The 19472-nt window shown below is 72.8% G+C and carries 18 protein-coding genes and 1 pseudogene; 12 read left to right on the forward strand and 7 right to left on the reverse strand.

Translation table 11 applies throughout. From position 1 onward, the window contains the following. Positions 1-64 precede the first annotated feature (64 nt). Positions 65-1900 carry a hypothetical protein gene (locus ACTSKS_RS02325; protein WP_317677089.1) on the reverse strand — a complete coding sequence of 612 codons (1836 nt, stop codon included), beginning with the start codon at positions 1898-1900 and terminating at the stop codon, positions 65-67. 159 nt (positions 1901-2059) lie between these two features. Here ACTSKS_RS02325 and ACTSKS_RS02330 point away from each other — a divergent pair, with 159 nt between their 5' ends. The 5 genes from ACTSKS_RS02330 (at position 2060) to ACTSKS_RS02350 (ending at position 6630) form a co-directional block, all read left to right on the forward strand. Continuing rightward, positions 2060-2536 (forward strand): NUDIX hydrolase, encoded by a 477-nt coding sequence (locus ACTSKS_RS02330; protein WP_036381048.1) that lies wholly within the window; start codon positions 2060-2062, stop codon positions 2534-2536. Continuing rightward, a complete protein-coding gene (locus ACTSKS_RS02335) occupies positions 2533-3681 on the forward strand; it encodes a glycine betaine ABC transporter substrate-binding protein (protein ID WP_317677087.1) in 1149 nt (382 codons plus the stop codon). The genes ACTSKS_RS02330 and ACTSKS_RS02335 overlap by 4 nt, the downstream gene beginning before the upstream one ends. Before the next feature lie 84 nt (positions 3682-3765). Next, the gene (locus tag ACTSKS_RS02340; protein WP_036383844.1) at positions 3766-5004 is read left to right on the forward strand and encodes a pyridoxal phosphate-dependent aminotransferase; all 1239 of its coding nucleotides are present in this window, start codon (positions 3766-3768) and stop codon (positions 5002-5004) included. Continuing rightward, positions 4997-5917 carry a PPK2 family polyphosphate kinase gene (locus tag ACTSKS_RS02345; RefSeq protein WP_036383847.1) on the forward strand — a complete coding sequence of 307 codons (921 nt, stop codon included), beginning with the start codon at positions 4997-4999 and terminating at the stop codon, positions 5915-5917. Before ACTSKS_RS02340 ends, ACTSKS_RS02345 begins: the two co-directional genes overlap by 8 nt. Positions 5918-6045: 128 nt before the next feature. After that, on the forward strand, positions 6046-6630 hold the full coding sequence (locus ACTSKS_RS02350) for a type 1 glutamine amidotransferase domain-containing protein (protein ID WP_036383850.1): 585 nt from the start codon (positions 6046-6048) through the stop codon (positions 6628-6630). Between the two features lie 146 nt (positions 6631-6776). Here ACTSKS_RS02350 and ACTSKS_RS02355 read toward each other — a convergent pair whose 3' ends face one another. Together ACTSKS_RS02355 and xseA are read right to left on the reverse strand one after the other, a co-directional pair. Beyond that, positions 6777-7064 carry an exodeoxyribonuclease VII small subunit gene (locus ACTSKS_RS02355; protein ID WP_036316619.1) on the reverse strand — a complete coding sequence of 96 codons (288 nt, stop codon included), beginning with the start codon at positions 7062-7064 and terminating at the stop codon, positions 6777-6779. Further along, positions 7061-8374 carry an exodeoxyribonuclease VII large subunit gene (gene xseA, locus ACTSKS_RS02360; RefSeq protein ID WP_036383854.1) on the reverse strand — a complete coding sequence of 438 codons (1314 nt, stop codon included), beginning with the start codon at positions 8372-8374 and terminating at the stop codon, positions 7061-7063. Before xseA ends, ACTSKS_RS02355 begins: the two co-directional genes overlap by 4 nt. A gap of 188 nt (positions 8375-8562) precedes the next feature. Here xseA and ACTSKS_RS02365 point away from each other — a divergent pair, with 188 nt between their 5' ends. Together ACTSKS_RS02365 and ACTSKS_RS02370 are read left to right on the forward strand one after the other, a co-directional pair. After that, entirely contained in the window at positions 8563-9651 is a 1089-nt protein-coding gene (locus tag ACTSKS_RS02365; protein ID WP_317677084.1) for a hypothetical protein, read from the forward strand. Between the two features lie 53 nt (positions 9652-9704). Beyond that, positions 9705-10811: a 4-hydroxy-3-methylbut-2-enyl diphosphate reductase gene (locus ACTSKS_RS02370; RefSeq protein WP_144786646.1), complete on the forward strand. Its 1107-nt coding sequence runs from the start codon at positions 9705-9707 to the stop codon at positions 10809-10811. A 123-nt stretch (positions 10812-10934) separates the two neighbouring features. On the opposite strand, the gene ACTSKS_RS02375 is transcribed toward ACTSKS_RS02370, so the two are convergent. The 3 genes from ACTSKS_RS02375 to ACTSKS_RS02385 all read right to left on the reverse strand — a co-directional run bounded on the left by ACTSKS_RS02375 (position 10935) and on the right by ACTSKS_RS02385 (position 14528). Next, positions 10935-12635 carry an SLC13 family permease gene (locus ACTSKS_RS02375; protein ID WP_442927247.1) on the reverse strand — a complete coding sequence of 567 codons (1701 nt, stop codon included), beginning with the start codon at positions 12633-12635 and terminating at the stop codon, positions 10935-10937. Between the two features lie 130 nt (positions 12636-12765). After that, positions 12766-14025 carry a DNA recombination protein RmuC gene (rmuC, locus tag ACTSKS_RS02380; protein WP_442927248.1) on the reverse strand — a complete coding sequence of 420 codons (1260 nt, stop codon included), beginning with the start codon at positions 14023-14025 and terminating at the stop codon, positions 12766-12768. 65 nt (positions 14026-14090) lie between these two features. Continuing rightward, complete coding sequence (locus tag ACTSKS_RS02385; protein ID WP_095347598.1) at positions 14091-14528, reverse strand: hypothetical protein; 438 nt, start codon at positions 14526-14528, stop codon at positions 14091-14093. Positions 14529-14584: 56 nt separating this feature from the next. Between ACTSKS_RS02385 and ACTSKS_RS02390 the strand changes: the two genes are divergently transcribed. Together ACTSKS_RS02390 and ACTSKS_RS02395 are read left to right on the forward strand one after the other, a co-directional pair. Further along, entirely contained in the window at positions 14585-15118 is a 534-nt protein-coding gene (locus ACTSKS_RS02390) for an O-acetyl-ADP-ribose deacetylase (RefSeq protein ID WP_442927249.1), read from the forward strand. Between the two features lie 95 nt (positions 15119-15213). Further along, positions 15214-15690: an Hsp20/alpha crystallin family protein gene (locus tag ACTSKS_RS02395; RefSeq protein ID WP_041104345.1), complete on the forward strand. Its 477-nt coding sequence runs from the start codon at positions 15214-15216 to the stop codon at positions 15688-15690. Positions 15691-15789: 99 nt separating this feature from the next. On the opposite strand, the pseudogene ACTSKS_RS02400 reads toward ACTSKS_RS02395, so the two are convergent. Then, positions 15790-16233: pseudogene (locus ACTSKS_RS02400) on the reverse strand (GMC oxidoreductase); the annotation flags it as partial. A gap of 386 nt (positions 16234-16619) precedes the next feature. Here ACTSKS_RS02400 and ychF point away from each other — a divergent pair. The 3 genes from ychF to ACTSKS_RS02415 all read left to right on the forward strand — a co-directional run bounded on the left by ychF (position 16620) and on the right by ACTSKS_RS02415 (position 19419). Next, positions 16620-17705 (forward strand): redox-regulated ATPase YchF, encoded by a 1086-nt coding sequence (ychF, locus tag ACTSKS_RS02405; RefSeq protein WP_144918878.1) that lies wholly within the window; start codon positions 16620-16622, stop codon positions 17703-17705. A gap of 16 nt (positions 17706-17721) precedes the next feature. Then, positions 17722-18276, forward strand: coding sequence for a hypothetical protein (locus ACTSKS_RS02410; protein WP_442927250.1), 555 nt, complete (start codon positions 17722-17724; stop codon positions 18274-18276). 126 nt (positions 18277-18402) lie between these two features. Continuing rightward, positions 18403-19419 carry a hypothetical protein gene (locus ACTSKS_RS02415; protein ID WP_442927251.1) on the forward strand — a complete coding sequence of 339 codons (1017 nt, stop codon included), beginning with the start codon at positions 18403-18405 and terminating at the stop codon, positions 19417-19419. Positions 19420-19472: the final 53 nt, after the last annotated feature.

The raw sequence follows: 19472 nt of genomic DNA on the forward strand, positions 1-19472 counted from the left end.
CCCGCGACGGCTGCCGCCACCGTCGGGCCGGCCCGCCGGGCCGGGCCGCCCCCTCGAGCGGCGGTCAGTCCGCGCCGAGCCCCTCCCGGAGCGCGTCGAGCTCGTCCCGGACGCGCGCGGCGCCGTCGTGGTCCCCGAGGGCGGACAGGCACTGGTGCAGGCCCGTGAGCGCGCCGAGGCGCACGAGCGTGGAGTCGGTGGAGTCGCACACCAGGCGGAAGAGCGTCGCGGCCTGCTCGGGGCTGCCGTCCTCGGCCACCACGTAGGCGGCGAAGAGCTCGGCCTGCGCGGCGCCCTCGCGGTCCCCGGCGGCGGTGAACAGGTCGGCGGCCTGCAGCGCGGTGGCGATCGCCTCCGGCCCCCGCTCGAGCGACCACAGGGCCCGGGCGCGGGTGTCCGTGTAGTCGGCCACCTGCCAGTCGGCGCCGGCGCCCCGCACGAGGGCGAGCGCCTCCTCGAGGAGGTCGAGGCCCTCCGCCTGGCCGGACTCGCACAGCAGGTACCCGTGCGCGTGCAGCGCGGCCGGCAGCACCGCCGGGTCCTCGTCCACCGCCTGGCGCGCGGCCGCGACCGCCCGCTCGAACAGGTCGAGGGCGGAGGGCCGGGTGCGTTCGTCGCGCTCGCGGTTCACGAGGGCGCCGGCGGCCAGGAGCGTGCGCGCGGCGTCCTCCCACTGGCCGTGGGCCTCGAACAGGCCGGCCGCCTCCCGCCACAGGGGCAGCGCGTTCTCGGCGCGGTCCTGGTCGTGGTGGGCGTGGCCGAGGTCCACGAGGGCGCGGGCCTGCTCGACGTCCCGGCCGTGGGTGGCCTCGCGGCGCACCAACCGGGCGAGCAGGGGCTCGGCCTCGTCGGCGCGGCCGGCGAGCACGAGCTGGTGCGCCCACCAGTAGCTCAGGCTCGAGGCCTCCGGCGCCTCGGCCTTCTCCGCGTGCACGGAGGCCAGCTCCCACGCGGCCACGGCGACCTCCTCGTACCCGTCGAGGTCGCCGGCCACGCGCCCGGCCAGGGCCGCCGCGGAGGCCGCGCCGCGCCGCAGACCGACCGAGGCCATCCGCTCCGCCGCCTCGAGCGCCAGGTCGAGGGCCGCCGTCGGACGGTCCAGCTCATGGGCGGCGATCGCCCGCACCGTGGTGGCGGAGGCCAGGACGGCCCGGGCGGCGGGCAGCGCGGTGACGACGGCGGCCGCCGCGTCCGCCTCGGCGTGCTCGCCCCGCCACAGGTGCAGGCGGGCGAGCAGCAGATGCGCGCTGGACCACGAGCCGGTGGGCAGCAGGGCACCGGCCGCGCGCAGCCCGCCCAGGACGGCGATGACGCGGCGGGCCAGCTCGAGCGCGGCGTCCAGGTCCCCGGTGTGCACGCGGTGCACGGCCAGGGCCAGGGCGGCCTCGGGCAGGACGGTGTCCCCGGGGTCCTCGCCGGGAGCGCCCGGCTCGTCCTCCACGACGCCGGCCAGCACCGCCGCCTCGACCGTGTCCGGGTCGCGCACGAGGGCGCCGCCGAGCTGGGACTCGAGCCCGGCCTGCCGGGGCCGGCCGAGGTGGCGCAGCAGCGCCGCCCGGGCCTCCACCCAGCGGGTCAGGGCGGCCTCGTCCCCGACCTGGCCCGCGGCGACGGCGAGCGCCCGCAGCAGGGCGAGGCGGACGTCGTCCTGGCCGGGCCCGAGCGCGGCGAGACCGGAGTCGGCGAGGCGGGCGGACTCCCGGGGCTCGTCGCGCAGCGCGGCCTCGAGGGAGAGCTCCCACCAGCCTCGGGCGTCCAGGGCGGTCGGGGCGTCGGGCGCCGCGGTGCCGCGGGCCTGCCGGAGCAGGGCGCGCACCCGGTCCAGGGCGGCGTCGACGGCCGGCTCCACGGGGCCGCCGGAGGGGTCGTCCCGGTGGGGCGGGTCCTGCGGGGTGTCCACGGGCGCTGCTCCTTCCGGGGGTGGGACGGGTGGTCCTCCAGCCTAGGGCGCGGGTCGGTGGACCGTGCCGCTGTTCGCGGTGGGCGGTGCTCGTAGACTGGCCGGGCCCGCAGCGTCGCCCGCCGCGGGCCGTCCCACCGCCGCCAGGAGCCCGCAGCCATGAGCACCACCCCCGCCGCCCCGGACGCCGCCGGAGCACACCCCGCCGGCCCGTTCCAGACGCGCGCCGGCGCCTACGCCCTGATCGTGGACGGCGGCCGCGTCCTGCTCAGCTCGTGGCAGGGGCCCGAGTTCCTGCAGTGGACGCTGCCCGGTGGCGGCATCGAGCTCGGCGAGAGCCCGGAGGAGGCGTGCCTGCGCGAGGTCTGGGAGGAGACCGGCCACACCGCCGAGCTCACGGGCCTGCTGGGCGTCACGACCGGGACGATCCCGGTGGAGAAGCGCCTGCGGGGCGAGCCGCTGCCGCTGCTCACCGTGCAGGTCCTCTACACCGCCCGCATCACGGGCGGCGTCCTGCGCCCTGAGGTCGGCGGATCCTCGACGGACGCGCGCTGGTTCGACCTCGCGGAGCTCAGCGGGCTGCGCACCGCCTCCTGGGTCACCGAGGCGCTCGCCCGTGCCGGGGTGGCGGCGTGAGCCGCCCCGCCCACCGCCGCCCCGCGGCCCTCGCCGCCTCGGCCCTCGTGCTGTCGCTGGCCCTGGGGGCGTGTGGGCGGCAGGCGGACGCCCCGCCGACGCCCTCCGCGTCAGGCGCGCCGATCACGGTCGTGCACGGCGGCGAGGGCCTCGAGGCCGCCGTCGCGGCGGTCCTGTCCCGTCACCTGCGCCTGCACGGCCACGCCGTGGCGGACGAGGACGGCGTCGCCGTGGAGCAGCCCGCGTGGTCCGCCGCCGGCGGGGACACGGTCGCCGTCGTGGACACCCTGGCCCTGGCCGTCGCCGCCGACCCCGCAGCGGCGCTGCCGTCCCCGCCGTCGCCGTCGTCGACGCCGACCGGGACGGAGGCCGGCACGTCCACGGACGCTGTGCCCACCCCCTCGGCCACCCCCTCGGCCACCGCCTCGACCGCCGCCCCGAGCCCCACCGCGCTGCCCGTCGGCGACCCCGCGGCCGACGCCCCGGCGGCCGGGCGCGTCCTGGGGACGCTGCTCGCCGGGCAGACGGCCGCGGCGGGGACACCGCAGGACGAGGCCCCGGCGGTGCTGTCCTCGTCGGCGGGCGTGCTGCGCCTGACCGCGGTCGTCACCCAGACCACCGCGGCCCGGCTCGAGCTCGAGTCGATCACGGACCTCAACGGCTGGTGCGAGTCGCTCACCGCCGTCGCACCCCCGCCCCTGACCGCCGCGGCGGACCCGGACGCGGCCACGGCCCTGCGCGCCCGCCTGGACCGGCTCGCCGGCTGCCGCCCCGAGACCTGGCTGGCCGACACCGAGGACCCGACCGCCGCCGTCGTCGCGGACGAGGCCCAGGTCGCGCTGCTGACCGGCACGGATCCGGAGATCGACGCGAACACGCTCGTCCCGCTAGAGGACGACGGCCGCGTGCTCCCGGAGGGGCGGCTGACCGCCGTCGGCTCCGCCGCGACGCTGGACGACGACGCCGAACGGCGCATCGCCGAGGTGATGTCCGCCCTCGACGGCGACGGCCTGCGGGAGCTCGAACGGCTCACCACGGGCGCCGACCCGCTTCCGGTCGCCGAGGCCGCGCAGTACTGGCTGGTGGACCAGGGCCTGGAGGACGCGCCCGAGGACTGGTTCGTCCCCCGCGGCTCCTGGTTCTGAGCCCGCGCGAGGGAGGGGCGCCGGCCCGCGTCGCACGAGCTCGACTGTGACGCACACCGCCCGGGGGGTGCCATGATGGGGGGCATGCCGACCCCGCATCCCCGCCAGTTCCGCCAGTCCGCCAAGCTGCTGAACGTCCGCTACGACGTGCGCGGCCCCATCCTGGAGGAGGCGCAGCGGATGGAGGCCGCGGGCCACCGGATCATGAAGCTGAACATCGGCAACCCGGCCCCGTTCGGCTTCGAGGCGCCGGACGCCGTCCTGGCGGCGATGCACCAGCACCTGCCGCACGCGCAGGGCTACTCGGACTCCAAGGGCATCTACTCGGCGCGCACCGCCGTCTCGCAGTACTACGAGTCCCGGGGCATCCGGGACATCGGCGTGGACGACGTGTTCATCGGCAACGGCGTCTCCGAGATGATCACGATGGTCCTGCAGGCCCTGGTCGACGACGGCGACGAGATCCTCGTCCCCTCGCCCGACTACCCGCTGTGGACCGGCGCCACCACCCTGGCCGGGGGCCGGGCGGTGCACTACCGCTGCGTCGAGGAGGAGGGCTGGGAGCCCGACCTCGAGCACATCGAGTCCCTCGTCACGGAGCGCACCAAGGGCATCGTCCTGATCAACCCGAACAACCCCACCGGCGCGGTCTACTCCCGCGCCGTGCTGCAGGGCATCGTGGACGTGGCCCGCCGCCACCACCTCGTCCTCATGGCGGACGAGATCTACGAGAAGATCACCTACGACGGCGCCCGCCACATCAACGCCGCCGGCCTGTCCGACGACGTGCTCACCCTGACGTTCTCCGGCCTGTCCAAGGCGTACCGGGTGGCGGGCTACCGCTCCGGATGGGTGGCCGTGTCCGGGCCGAAGCACCGGGCCGCCGACTTCCTCGAGGGCCTGACCCTGCTGGCCAACATGCGGATGTGCGCCAACGTGCCCGCGCAGCACGCCATCCAGGTGGCACTGGGCGGCTACCAGTCCATCAACGACCTCGTCCTGCCCGGCGGTCGGCTGCTCGAGCAGCGCAACCTCGCCCAGGACCGCCTGAACGCCATCCCCGGCGTGTCCGTGCAGCCGGCCCACGGCGCCCTCTACCTGTTCCCGCGGCTGGACCCGGAGGTCTACGCGATCGACGACGACGAGGCGTTCGTCATCGAGCTGCTGCGGGCGAAGAAGATCCTCGTCTCGCACGGCGGGGCGTTCAACTACCCACACAGCGACCACTTCCGGCTCGTCACGCTGCCCAGCGTGAAGGACCTGAGCGAGGCCCTGGACCGTCTCGAGGACTTCCTCGAGGACTGGAGGGAGCGCCATGGCTGACACCCCGGCCGCCGAGGCGGGACGACCCGCCCGCGCCACCGACGCCCACGGCGTCTTCGACGCCCCCGCGCGGGAGCTGTTCGCCGCCCGCCGTGGAGACGAGGTCCGGGGCCCGGCCGACGTCGACGCCGCCGCGACGCTCGGCTACGGCGGGGACAAGGCGAAGGGCAAGAAGGACCTGGCCGCGCGCGGCGGGGCGCTCGCCGACCTGCAGGAGCTGCTGTTCGCCCAATCGGTGCGCGACGCGCCCGTGGGGGAGGTGCCGTCCCTGCTGGTGATCCTGCAGGGCATGGACACCGCCGGCAAGGGCGGGATCATGCGCCACGTGATCGGGGCGATGGACCCGCAGGGCGTCCACCTGCACGCGTTCAAGGCGCCGACCCCGGAGGAGCGCGCCCACGACTTCCTGTGGCGCATCCGACCGCACCTGCCGCGGCCCGGCCTCGTCTCCGCGTTCGACCGCTCGCACTACGAGGACGTGCTCGTGCACCGCGTGCGCGGGCTCTCCCCGCTGGCCGAGGTGGAGGAGCGTTACGGGGCCATCCGCGAGTTCGAGGCGGCCGTGCGCGCCGCCGGGACGCGGATCGTCAAGGTGATGCTGCGGATCTCGCCGGAGGAGCAGGCCGAGCGCCTGCTGGCCCGCCTGGACGACCCCACGAAGCACTGGAAGTTCAGCGAGAGCGACCTCGACGACCGCGCGTACTGGGACCAATACATGGACGCGTACCGGATCGCGATCGAGCGGACGGACACCGAGGACGCGCCGTGGTTCATCGTGCCGGCGGACCGCAAGTGGTTCGCGCGGCTGGCGGTGCAGCAGCTGATCATCGAGACCCTGCAGGGGATGGGGCTGGACTGGCCGGAGGCCGACTTCGACGTCGCGGCGGCCCGCCGTCGCCTGCTGGCGGGCTGAGCGCCGCCGTCGTCGCGGTGGGCGGGGCAGTGGTGGTCGGACCTTGCCAAGCCCGGGGCCGCGGTGAGTGGATGGAGGAACACCGGGCGCCGCAGAGGCGCGCCGGACCCGATCCGAAAGGTGCACTCATGACTGAGAACGCTGTCCAGAACGCCCCGCTGTCCGGCAAGACCGTCGCGTTCCTCGCGACCGACGGTGTCGAGCAGGTCGAGCTGACCTCCCCGTGGGAGGCCGTGATCGCCGCGGGTGCGACCCCCGTGCTCGTCTCCCCGAAGTCCGGCACCATCACCGCGATGAAGTCCGACTGGGAGCACGGCGAGTCCTTCGAGGTGAACACCACGGTGAAGGACGCCAAGGCCGAGGACTTCCACGGCCTCGTGATGCCGGGCGGCACCCTGAACGCGGACGCCCTGCGCATCGACACGGACGCCCAGGCATTCGTGCGTGCCTTCTTCGAGCAGCACAAGCCGGTGGCGGCCATCTGCCACGCCCCGTGGACCCTGATCGAGGCCGGCGTCGTGGACGGCCGCCGTCTGACCAGCTACGCGTCCCTGGAGTCTGACCTGAAGAACGCGGGCGCCCAGTGGGTGGACGAGGAGGTCGTCGTGGACAGCGGGCTGACCACCTCGCGCACCCCGGACGACCTCGACGCCTTCAACGCCAAGCTCGTGGAGGAGCTGGGCGAGGGCAAGCACGAGGATCAGACCGCCTGACCGACGTCGGGAGCAAGCCGCGTGGGGCGGGGGCCGTTGGCCCCCGCCCCCGCCGTTTCTCGAACGAAAGCGCCGCGGAGGCCGCCGTTTCTCGAACGAAAGCGCCGCGGAGGCCGCCGTTTCCCGAACGAAAGTGGGGGGCGGGATCAGTCGGCGTCGGGGGCGGCCTCGCCGCGCACCTGGTCGAGGCGGGCGCGGGCGCCGTCGAGCCAGGCCTGGCAGCGGTCGGCCAGCGCCTCCCCGCGCTCCCACAGGGCCAGGGACTCCTCGAGGCCGGCGCCACCGGCCTCCAGCCTCCCCACGGTCTCCACCAGCTCGGCGCGCGCCTGCTCGTAGCTCATCCGGGCCACGTCCGAGACGTCCGCGGAGGTGAAGCCCTCCACGCCGCTCGGGCGGCCCGCATCCTGCGTCTGCTCCATGCCCTGCTCACTCATGCCTGTCGTGTCCTCTCGTGGGATGGGGTCGGGGTGGTCCGATGCGTCGCGACGACGTCCGCGGCGATCCGCCCGGCCGCCACGAGGATGTCGAGTCGGTCGTCCGTGGCGACCTGGTCCGCCTCGCGCACGACCTGTCCGGCGTGCTGGACCACCGCGTAGCCGCGGTCCAGGGTGCGCTGCGGGGACAGGGCGCGCACGCGGGCGCGCAGCTGCGTGAGGGCGTCCTCCTCCCGGACGAGCCGATGGCCGAGGGCGGACCGGCCGCGCTCGCGCCACCGGTCCGTCTCCTCCTGCCGCGTGTCCACCATCACGTGCGGGCGGGCCAGCACGGGCCGGGAGCGCAGGGCCGCGAGCCCCTCGGCCTCGGCGCGCACGCGACGCTCGACGGCCGCGGCCAGCCGCAGGCGCGCGTCGGCGAGTCCCGCGGCCTCCTGGGCCGCGTCCGGGACGATCCGCTTGGCCGCGTCCGTGGGCGTGGAGGCGCGCAGATCGGCGACGTCGTCGAGGACCGGGCGGTCCGCCTCGTGGCCGATCGCCGACACGACGGGCGTGCGCGCCGCCGCCACGGCGCGCACCAGTGCCTCGTCCGAGAAGGGGAGCACGACCTCCTCGAGCGCGCCGCCGCCGCGGGCGATGACGATGACGTCCACGGCCGGGTCGGCGTCGAGCTCGGCGAGCGCGGCGGCCACCTGCCGCGGGGCCTCGGCGCCCTGCACGGCGACCTCACGGATCTCGAACTCGGCGGCGGGCCAGCGCAGCAGGGTGTTGCGCAGCACGTCCTTCTTCGCGTCCGAGTCGCGGCCGGTGATGAGCCCGATCCGGTGGGGGAGCAGGGGCAGGGGCCGTTTGCGCGCGGGGGAGGTCAGCCCCTCCTCGGCGAGGGCCCGGCGCAGCAGCTCCACGCGGGCCAGCAGGTCGCCGAGGCCGACCGGGCGCATCTCCTGCACGTTCATGGACAGGCGCCCGGCCTTGAGCCAGAAGTTCGGCTTCACGCGCGCCACCACGCGGGAGCCCTGCTGGACGCTCCCGTCCAGGGTCATGGCGACGTTCCGCCAGGCGGTGAGCGGCAGGGAGACCTCCTCCTCGAGGTCCCGCATGGTCATGTAGACGTTGCCGCGGTTGTTCTTGAACTCGATCAGCTGGCCCTCGATCCACGTGGCGGGGGCGCGCTCGATGTGGGCCTTGAGGTTCTCGGAGAGCCGGCGCAGGGGCCACGGCTGCTCGGCGGAGGTCTCGCCCGCACGAGCGGGTGCGGAGACGGGCACGTCCGACGCCGCCGAGGCGCCCTCGGTCACGGGCTGGTCCATCCGGGTCCCTCCTGTCCGCGCCCGGTCCACCCGGGCACGGGCCCACCGTACCGCCCTCGCCGGACGCGCAAGACGGCGTCCCGGTGTCCCCCCGGGGCCGCCGCCGACCCGGTCGGGCGCTCAGACCGGGGAACCTCCGGCCAGGATCGGTACGCTCGACGGGGTCGGAACGGAATGGAAAGGACCCCATGCGCACCACCCTCAGCCTCCTCCTCGCAGCCCTGGCGGGCCTGCTGGCGGTGCTCGCGACGGCCGGCGCCCTCGTCGACGAGGCGACGCACCGCCCGGAGCTGGTGCGCGGGGTGACGGAGCAGGTCGCCGTGGACCCCGAGGTCCGCGCCGCCGTGCCGGGGGTGATCGACGACGTCGTGCACGACGCCGTCCCCGAGCAGGTGCCGGGCCCGCTGGCCCAGGCGGCCGAGGACCTGTTGCGCCCGCTGGCCCAGCGCGTGGCGGACGACCCGCAGGTGGTGCAGGGCTGGTCCGACACCGCCGACGAGGCCCGGCGCGCCTGGCTCGCCCAGCTCGAGGACCCGGAGGGCGCGGACGAGCCCGGCTCGGGCGCGGACGTGACCATCCCGTTCGGTCCCGTCGCGCAGTCCGGGATCACCGCCGCCCTGGGCGACATCGAACGTGACCTGCGCGAGGACCGGTTCGACCTGCCCGCGCAGGCGCTGCTGGAGAGGATCGTGGGCGCGGACGTCGGCGACTGGGCCGCGGACACCCTGCTGGCGCCTCTGTACGACCGCGCTGCGGACCTGCGGGACAGCACCGCGCTGCGCATGGACGCGCGCATCGACGCCCTGGCCGGCACGGACCGGGCCACCGTGCACCGCTGGGTGGACGCCTCCACGCACTGGCGCTGGGCCGCCGCGGCCTCCGTGCTGGCGCTCGTGGGCGCCCTGCTGCTCGCCCCCCGAGGGCGGCGGGGCCTCGCCGTGGCCGTGGCGGGTGCGGTCGCCCTGGCCGGCGGGCTGATCGGCGGCGCCCGCCTGGGGCCGGACGCGGTCCACCTCACGGCGCCCGAGGGGGCCTCCCCGGGGGTGGCCGCGTTCGTCCAGCAGATGGAGGAGGCCGCGGGCCCGGCGTTCGCGGCCGCCGTCGCCCCCTACCCCCAGACCCTGACCACCCTGGGCTGGATCGTGCTGGCCGCGGGCCTGTTGCTGGCCCTGGCCGAGCTCGGGGTCGCTCGGCGTGGCCGGGTCCGTGCCGCCCGGGCGGACGGTTCCCCCGCGGGGGGCCGCTCCCACACCGCCGCCGACGTCACGTCGCGCTGAGCCCGCGGCGAAGCCCGGGCCCGGTCTGCGTCCCGGCCGATAGCATGGAGGGCATGTCCGCTCCTTCCGTCTCCGCCCGTCCGTCCGCCGTCGGCCTCGGGATGCCGCAGGTCCCGCGCGTTCGTCGTCCCCGTGAGGAGGTCGAGGCGGCCGCGCCCGTGTCCGGTGAGAAGCGCGTGCTGCTGGCCACCCCCCGTGGCTACTGCGCCGGCGTGGACCGCGCCGTCGTCGCCGTCGAGAAGGCCCTCGAGCACCACGGCGCCCCCGTGTACGTGCGCAAGGAGATCGTCCACAACCGGCACGTCGTGGACACCCTGACCGAGCGCGGCGTGGTGTTCGTGGACGAGCTGGACGAGGTGCCCGAGGGCGCCCTGACCGTGTTCTCCGCGCACGGCGTGTCCCCGGCCGTCGTGGAGGAGGCCGCCCAGCGCAACCTGCGCACCATCGACGCCACGTGCCCGCTGGTGACCAAGGTGCACCGTGAGGCCGTGCGCTTCGCCAAGCAGGACAAGCAGATCCTGTTGATCGGCCACGAGGGCCACGAGGAGGTCGAGGGCACGTTCGGCGAGGCGCCCGAGCACACCACGGTGATCAACGACGTCGCCGAGGCCCGGACCGTCCAGGTGGAGGACCCGGACAACCTGATCTGGCTCTCCCAGACCACGCTCTCCGTGGACGAGACCCTCGAGATCGTCTCCGTGCTGCGCGAGCGGTTCCCGAACCTGCAGGACCCGCCCTCGGACGACATCTGCTACGCCACCTCCAACCGGCAGGCGGCCATCAAGTCGATCTCGCCGGAGTGCGACCTGGTGATCATCGTGGGCTCGGCGAACTCCTCGAACTCGGTGCGCCTCAAGGAGGTCGCCGCCGAGTACGGGGCCTCCCGCGCCGAGCGCGTCGACTTCGCCAACCAGGTGGACGAGTCCTGGTTCGAGGGCGTGGCCACCGTGGGCCTGTCCTCGGGCGCGTCCGTGCCCGAGGTGCTGGTCCAGGAGGTGCTCGCGCTGCTCGCCGAGTACGGCTACGGGCAGGTGGACGAGGTGGTGACCGCCGAGGAGGACATCATCTTCTCCCTGCCCAAGGAGCTGCGCGCCGAGCTCAAGCGGGTGGGTGACGAGTCCCGCTCGCTCGGCGGACGCCGCCGCGACGCCGAGGCCTGACCGCGCCCCTCGTCTCCTCGCTGAGGCCCGCAGACTCGCCGTCACGACGCCGGCGTAGCGGCGCGTCTGCGGGCCTCGGCGTGCCCGGGCCTCGGCGTTCCGGGCCGGCGGGTGGTCAGGGACTCAGAGCCCGAAGACCCAGACGAGCAGGGTCATCGACGCGATGGAGATCAGCACGACGGCGATGATGTTCAGCCACACGCCGCCCTTCACCATCTGGCCGATGGTCACGTAGCCGGAGCCGTACGCGATGGCGTTCGGCGGGGTGGCCACGGGCAGCATGAACGCGCAGGTCGCGGCGAGGGCGACGGGCGCGGCCAGCATGAGCGGGGCGACGCCGGTGCCCAGGGCCACGCCGGAGGCGACGGGCAGGAACGTGGCCGCGGTGGCCGTGTTCGAGGTCATCTCGGTCAGCAGCAGGATGCCGACGGCGGCGATCACCACGAGCACCCACACGGGGATGTCGCCGAGGCCCTTGACCTGCTCACCGAGCCACGTGGACAGGCCCGACTTGGAGAACTGACCGGACAGGGCCAGGCCGCCGCCGAATAGCAGGAGCACGCCCCACGGCAGCTCCTTCGCGGCCTCCCAGTCGAGCAGGCGCACGCCGCGCCCGGCCCCGCCGCCGGCCGGCAGGAGGAACAGGATGAGTCCGACGACCATGGCGATGGCCGCGTCCGAGAGCAGCGGGGACGTCAGGTCCAGGACGTACTCGGAGATCAGCGGCACGGTGATCCAGGCCAGCGCGGCGAGGATGAAGACGGCGAGGACCTTGGCCTCGGGGGCGCTCATGCGGCCGAGGCGGGCCAGCTCGGTGGCGATCAGGTCGCGGCCGCCGGGGACCACGTCGATCTCCGGGCGGAACAGCACGCGGGTGAGCAGGAACCAGCACGCGAAGAGCAGCACGACGGCGATCGGCACGCCGACCAGCATCCACTGGCCGAAGCCGATCTCCACGCCGTGCTCGGCGGCCATGTGGCCCGCGAGCAGGGTGTTGGGCGGGGTGCCGATGATGGTGCCGAGCGAGCCGATGGACGCGGCGTAGGCGATGCCGAGCATGAGCGCGGTGCCGAAGTTCGTCTTCGTGAGGGAGCGGATCTCGGCCTGCGTGGGGGCCTCGCCGGGCGCGGATGCGGGCGCGGCGGGGCGGTCGGCCTGGCCCGCTGCCTCGTCCGCGGTCAGGGCGCCGTCCGTGCCGTAGCGCTGGACGAGCACGAGGATGGACACGCCGATGGGGAGCATCATCACGGCGGTGGCGGTGTTGGACACCCACATGGAGATGAACCCGGTGGCGATCATGAAGCCCAGGACGAGGTTCACGGTCCTGGCGCCCATGAACTTCAGGACGCCGAGCGCGATGCGCCGGTGCAGGTTCCACCGCTGCATGGCCAGGGCGAGCATGAAACCGCCCATGAACAGGAAGATGATGTTGTTGCCGTAGCTCGCGCCGACGGCGTCGAAGGTGATGCCGCCGTCGGACTCCTCGGCGGGCACGCCGAGCGGGAAGATGACGAGCGGCAGCAGGGCGGTGGCGGGGATGGGCAGGGCCTCGGTCATCCACCACACGGCCATGAGCACGGCGGTGGCGGCGACGAGGCGGGGCCAGACGCCGAGGTCGCCCGGCATCAGCAGGAACAGGGCGACGGCGAGCAGGGGGCCGGCCACGAGGCCGATGATGCGCTTGACGTTCTCGCCGCCGGACAGCGGCTCGTCACGCATGCCCGGGGAGAGCTCGTGCTCGAACTCCTGGGCGGCCGCCCGGGGGTCGAAGCGGGAGACGTGCTCGTTGACGTTGCTCGGCGGGGGGATCGATCGGGACTCCATGGGGGGCCTCCTCCTCAGGTCAGGCCCTTGGCGCGGCCTGGCAATTCTCTGTGAGTTTCACGGTAGCAAGTGGCCCGGGACACGGAAAGACGACGTCGGGGCCCGCGACGGCCCACCCGCCCGGCCCCGCTCACGACTCCCGCGCCGACTCCGCCCGACGACGGCGCAGCTCGTCCTCCTCCACGCCCGCGACCAGTTCCGGGGCGGCCAGGGGCCGGGGCGCGGACTCGAGCGTGCGGATGTCCGGCGTGGGGGCCAGGCCCGGGTCGGCGTCGCGGAGGCGCCGGGCGGCGGGGAGCACGCGCGACTCGACGTTGCCGACGAGCTGGTTGTAGCGGTCCACGGCGGTCTTGAGGGAGCCGCCCATGCGGTCCAGGTGGGTGCCGAGCGTGCCGAGGCGCTCGTAGAGGTCCTTCGCGCTGGCCACCACGGTGTGGGCGTTCTCGGCCAGGGTGTCCTGCCGCCACGCGTAGGCCACGGACTTCAGGGCGGTCAGGAGGGAGACGGGGGCGACGAGCGCGACGTTCCGGGAGAACGCGTGGTCCAGCAGCCCGGGGTCCGCGTCCAGGGCCGCGGCCAGGAGCGACTCGGCGGGCAGGAAGCACAGGACCAGTTCGGGGGAGTGCTCGAGGCCGGCCCAGTAGGACTTTGCGGAGAGCTGGTCCACGTGGCGGCGCACGGCCGCGGCGTGCTGGGCGGCGAGTGCCTGACGCCGCTCGTACGCCTCCTCGCCGGGCTCGTCCGCGAGGGCCTCGGCGGCCAGCGCGTCCCCGATGGGGGCCTTGGCGTCCACGGCCATGGCCTTGCCGCCGGGCAGGGACACCACGAGGTCCGGGCGGAGGCGCTCGCCGTCCCTGCCGGACAGCGTGGCCTGCTCCGTGAAGTCCACGTGGTGGAGCATGCCCGCCGCCTCGACGACCCGCCGCAGCTGCGCCTCGCCCCAGTGGCCTCGCGCGGAGGTGGACTTGAGCGTGGCCATGAGCGACGTGGTCTGGTTCAGCAGGTCCCGGTCCGTGGCCGCGGCGGCGCGGAGCTGCTCCCCGAGCCGGCCGAACTGGGACGCCCGATCCCGCTCCAGCACGCTCACCTGCTCCTGGAGGGCCGCCAGCCGCTGGCCCAACGGCGCGAGCGTGGACATCACCTGGGACTCCGCGCGTTGGCGCTCGGCGTCCTCGGCGCGCGCGGCCGTGAGCGCCCGCTGCTCCGCCCGGGCGGCCGCGAGCTCCTCCCGTGCCCCCTGGTGCTCGGTGCGCAGCGCGGCCAGCTCGGCCTGGGCCCGGCGGGCCTCCTCACCGCCGCCGGCCGCCCGGCGCCACATGAGCCACGCGCCCACCAGGGCGCCCAGCACGAGTCCGAGGATGAGGGCGAGCAGCAGGCTGAGGATCTCCATGCCCCCACCCTCGCAGGCCGCAGGGACACGTTAGGCGGCGGCGCGCCGTCGTCGTGGCGGGCGGCTCAGCCGAAGAGCGGGTTGGGGCCGTTGGCCACGACCTGCGGGTCGCCGTCGACGCGGGCGGCGATGCCTGCCGCGGCCACGCCGGGCAGATACGGGAAGACCATGCGGGTCGAGGCCAGGGCGGCGGCGTCGAAGGCCTCCACCGCGACGGCCGGGCGGGGTCCGTCCGCCGTCTCGATCTCGCCGTCGAACACGGCCACCGCCCGTGTGGGGCGCGGGCTGATCGTGGCGACCGTGGCGGCCGCCTGCTCGGGCTCGAGGTCCGGGTGCTCCCACATGCCGCGCTGGCCGTCGGCGGCGACGGCGAGGATCGTGGGGGCGAACACGGACTGCCGGCCGAGCGTGTCGAACACGTGCTCCACCGCGAGGCTGATCAGCGGCAGCAGCTCGCCGCCGGGAGGCGTGGGGGTCGGTCCGGTGGGCGTCGGGGTGCTCATGGGGCCGAGGCTACCGGCCCTGTCCGACGGCGCCCACCCGTGCCTAGCGTGAGCCCATGCAGCTCACCATCGCCCCCGGGGACATCACGGCCACGCACGCCGACGTCGTCGTCAACGCCGCCAACTCCACCCTGCTCGGCGGGGGCGGGGTGGACGGGGCCATCCACCGGCGCGGCGGGCCCGAGATCCTCGCCGAGTGCCGCCGCCTGCGCGAGACCGAGCTGCCGGACGGGCTGCCCGCCGGGCAGGCCGTGGCGACGACGGCGGGCCGCCTCCCGGCCCGCTGGGTCGTCCACACGGTGGGCCCGGTGTGGGCGAAGACGATCGACAAGTCCGACACCCTCGCCTCGTGCTACCGCGAGTCCCTGAAGGTGGCGGCCGGGCTCGGCGCCCGGACGGTCGCGTTCCCGGCGATCTCCGCGGGGATCTACGGCTGGCCCATGGAGGACGCGGCGCGGATCGCCGTCGAGACCTGCCACGCGATGGCGGACGAGGTGGGCGGCACCGTGGACGAGGTGCTGTTCGTGCCCTACGGGAAGGAGGCGGAGACGGCGTTCCGGACCGCCCTGGACAGGGTTGAGCGGGGCTGACTCAACTCCGTGGAATACCCCGTGGGGGGACGGCGTTGCACAGGACAGTCGCCGCTCAACCGGAGCGGCCCGCCCTGCATGAGGAGTGATCGACCATGGCTCGTCCCATTGATCCGTTCCGCGAGATGGAGCGCCTGATGACCGGCTTCGCCCGCACCTCCGGCGCCGCCTCCATGCCCATGAACCTCTACCGCGAGGGCGACGTGTTCGTCGCCGAGGTGGAGTTGCCGGGCGTGGACCCGAGCTCGATCGACGTGGACGTCGAGGAGCGCACGCTCACCGTCCGCGCCGAGCGCAAGGAGGCCCCCGCCGGGGAGGACCGTCGCTGGCTCACCAAGGAGCGTCCGGCCGGCACCTTCGCCCGCCAGCTCAACCTCGGCCAGGGCCTGGCCCTGGACAAGATCGAGGCCGACTACAGCGACGGCGTGCTGCTGCTGACCATCCCGGTGGCCGAGCAGGCCAAGCCGCGCAAGATCCAGGTCAAGCACACCGGCTCCGCCGCCCAGGTGGAGGGCGAGGCCGTAGAGGGTGAGGCAGTGGAGGACTCCGCCGTCGAGACCTCCGGCGAGTGATCGCCCTCTGACGGAGCCGCGCGTGACCGGCGCGCGGCCCGCCCCCGAACGCAGTTGCGGCGGGTCCCCACCGGGGGGCCCGCCGCTTCCGCGTGGTGGTCAGGCGCGGTCGGCCAGGATCAGCTGTGCCGCCTTCTCGCCGATCATGAAGCACGTGATGTTGGGGTTCACGGTCACGTGCTCGGGCATCACGGAGGCGTCGGCCACGCGCAGGCCCGTCACACCCTTGACGCGCAGGCGGGCGTCCAGGGGGCTCATGGGGTCGTCGTCGGTGCCCATGCGCACCGAGCCCACCGGGTGGTACACGGTGTTGTGGGTCCGCTTCACGTAGTCGGCGATCTCCTCATCGGTCTGCACGTCCACGCCCGGGGCCAGCTCGCGCCCCGCCCACGCCGCCATGGACGGCTGGGAGACGATCTCCCGGGCCAGCCGGATGCCGGCCACCGCGACGGCCACGTCATGGCCCTCCGGGTCGGTGAAGTAGCGCGGGTCCACGGCCGGCTTGTCCCGGTAGTCGTTGGAGCGCAGGCGCACGGTGCCGCGGGGACTTGGCGTGGGGTGGACCCGGTGGCCCTGCGGTCTCGGCTGTCGTCCTCTGGTCGGCAGACACAGGTGTGCTTCCTCTCGTCGGGGTCTGGGCGGCCCGCCCACCCTACGGATCGGTCATCTGGGCGGGGATGCGTGCTGGGTGGTGCGGGTCTCTGGGTTCCGTGGGCGCGTGGGGGCGGGGGGCTGGGCCTCTGGGTTCCGTGGGCAGGAGAGCGAAGGTTTCTGCCCCCGGGAGGGAAAACCCTGCCGGTTCTGCCCCCGAAACAGGGGAGAGCGCGCTTCCTGCCCACGGAGCGGGCGGGGATGCTGGTTCTGCCCACGGAGCGGGGCCGGTGCGGGACGCCTCCGCCGCGGCGGGCCCGCCGGTAGACTGCCGGACTGTGGCTTTGACAATCGGATTCGTGGGACTGCCCAACGTGGGCAAGTCGACCCTGTTCAACGCGCTGACGCGCCAGACCGTGCTCGCGGCGAACTACCCGTTCGCGACGATCGAGCCGAACGTGGGCGTGGTGAACCTGCCGGATGAGCGCCTGCCGCAGCTGGCTGAGATCTTCGGCTCCGAGCGCATCCTGCCGGCCACGGTGTCCTTCGTGGACATCGCCGGCATCGTGAAGGGCGCCTCCGAGGGGGAGGGCCTAGGCAACCAGTTCCTGGCGAACATCCGTGAGGCCCACGCGATCGCCCAGGTGGTGCGCGCGTTCGACGACGGCGACGTCGTCCACGTGGACGGCAAGGTGGACCCGGCCTCGGACATGGAGACCATCAACACCGAGCTGATCATCGCGGACATGCAGACCGTGGAGAAGGCGATCCCGCGCGTCGAGAAGGAGGTCAAGGGCAAGAAGAAGGAGCCCGCCGACCTCGAGGCGCTCCAGGCCGCGCTCGCGGTGCTGGAGCGGGGCGAGACGATCTTCGCCGCGAAGGACAAGGACAAGCTGGACATGGACCGGCTGCGGGAGCTGAGCCTGCTCACCGCCAAGCCGTTCATCTACGTGTTCAACTCGGACGAAGGTGTGCTGGGGGACGAGGCCAAGCAGCAGGAGCTGCGCGATCTGGTGGCCCCCGCCGACGCCGTGTTCCTGGACGCCAAGCTCGAGTCCGACCTCGTGGAGCTCTCCGAGGAGGAGGCCGCCGAGATGCTGGAGATGGCCGGGCAGGACGAGTCCGGGCTGGACCAGCTGGCCCGCGTCGGCTTCTCCACCCTGGGCCTTCAGACCTACCTGACGGCGGGGCCGAAGGAGACGCGCGCCTGGACGATTCCGGTGGGGGCGACGGCGCCCGAGGCTGCCGGCGTGATCCACACCGACTTCCAGCGCGGCTTCATCAAGGCCGAGATCGTGAGTTTCGATGATTTGGTCGCTGCCGGCTCTATGGCTGATGCCAAGGCCGCCGGTAAGGTGCGCATGGAAGGCAAGGACTACGTCATGAAGGACGGCGACGTGGTGGAGTTCCGGTTCAACGTGTGACGTCTGGAGGCAAAAAGTGAACAAAGTCGGGCCAGCGGCTGGGTATGAGGTTGCACGACATGCCGACGCCCTGTTGGCTGCCCTGCCTGTGGATGGCACCCCACGCACTAACTCAGAGATCCGGGCGGAAATCGGGCTCGAAAAGGGGCACTACTACGCGGTCCGTGACGCGCTGCTGAATCAAGGCCTAGTAACCAGGAGTTCTGGTCGGGGCGGCAAGACCGCCCGGGTTGTCAGCGACCAAGATGAGGTCGAATCCAAGCTCTCCCGCAAGTGGCGCTACGCCTTAATTGTAGCCTTCGTCGTGGCCGGTCTAACTGTTCTTGCTGCAGTCCCCTACTCCCTGTGGTGGCGTGATTCTGCAACTTGGGTGTGGAATGTTCTTAGGCTCGTCTTCGGCGCGGTGACGATCCTTGCTGTAGGTCTGGCGCTTGAGATCTACCGCCAGCAGGCCGAGGCAACGCACCAGCAGGAGCAGGGGCTGACCCGGGTGCTCGGGCGTATCCACACACTCGCTCAGGGACCCTCTTTGCCGCCAACGACCTATCGACGGCAATTCGTAGTGGCATAACTGAGGGATCGGGCGCGAAGCTCTCAAGCGAGCCGGGTGGAGGGGCCATAGCGGCGGATAACAATAGCTAGTGTCAGGGTCTGGAGTTCCAATTTTACGTGTGACGACTAGGGGGAGAAGTAGTTCATGGCGGAAGTCACTTTTCTTAGCCAGGCCGAGCCGGTGGATGAATACGGGCGAGCTCTTTATGCGGTCTCTCGATCGGTTCTGCGCGCACACTTCGACGAGTTGTCATCGGCAGACTTGGAAGATCTGAACTGTGATCGGCTCGACGTCACGTTTCGTCAGCTATCAAAAGTCGCGCGTTTGCACCGCGACAAGGGTGCACGTGGTGATGGGTTTGAGTGGGCCATCCACGAAGCAATCTCTGGCGGCGAGCCTCGTGTACTCGAGTATGTTACCCACGCCCTCCGGAAAGTCAGCCCTGGTGCCTTCTCAAGTATTGACTGCCCCACTTCCTTGATGTTCGGACATGAGCGAGCTAGACATCTTGGCTTCACCGATGCGGTCGTCAAAAATGCTGGCGGCGAGGCTGTCTTACTCCCCGATGGCTCCGGAAGGCCGTTTGCTTTCGGCTCTTGGGTTCCAGTTGCTGCCAAAGGAGTGGCCGGTGAGCCGCAGCTGGCCAAAAGGATCAAGAAGGTTTGGAAGACCGATCTCTTCCTCGGGGGTAAGGGCCTGCAGAAATATGCGGCAGCGACAATCAAAAGTAACTGGCACCAGTTGGAGGATGGCCAAGGACTACGGGTAGCTATCGTTCCGCAGGCTGTCGACCTCGAGCCGGGGTACCAGCGTTGGAAGACACTCCATCTGGTTGCACTTCCCGACCCGGATGGTTTTATGGGACTGTTTAACGATGCATACGAGGCGGTCGCCGAGGCGATCCTGACCGTCGGGCGCCATGACCGGGCCCCCTACTACTACAAGCCCAGCGCCAAAGCACAGCGAGTCGAGCAACAACTAGAACGATATGCGACAGTTAAGGTTGTGGAGATTCTAGAGGCGCTCAACGATGCTGCTCAGCAGAACCTGATCGCAGTGAACAAGAAGTTGCTCTCAGTCGACGCTCCCGCATGGCTAACGGTTAATGAGACACGAATGCCCGTTATCGCGCCTAAGCCGGCCTTCGAAAAGCTCGAATAGGCTCTGCCTGTGAGATTTACTGTCATTTACAATCGAAATACGATTGTGGTCGA

This window comes from Micrococcus sp. TCR-5 (genome assembly GCF_052220525.1).
GTDB classification, from domain to species: Bacteria; Actinomycetota; Actinomycetes; order Actinomycetales; family Micrococcaceae; genus Micrococcus; species Micrococcus luteus.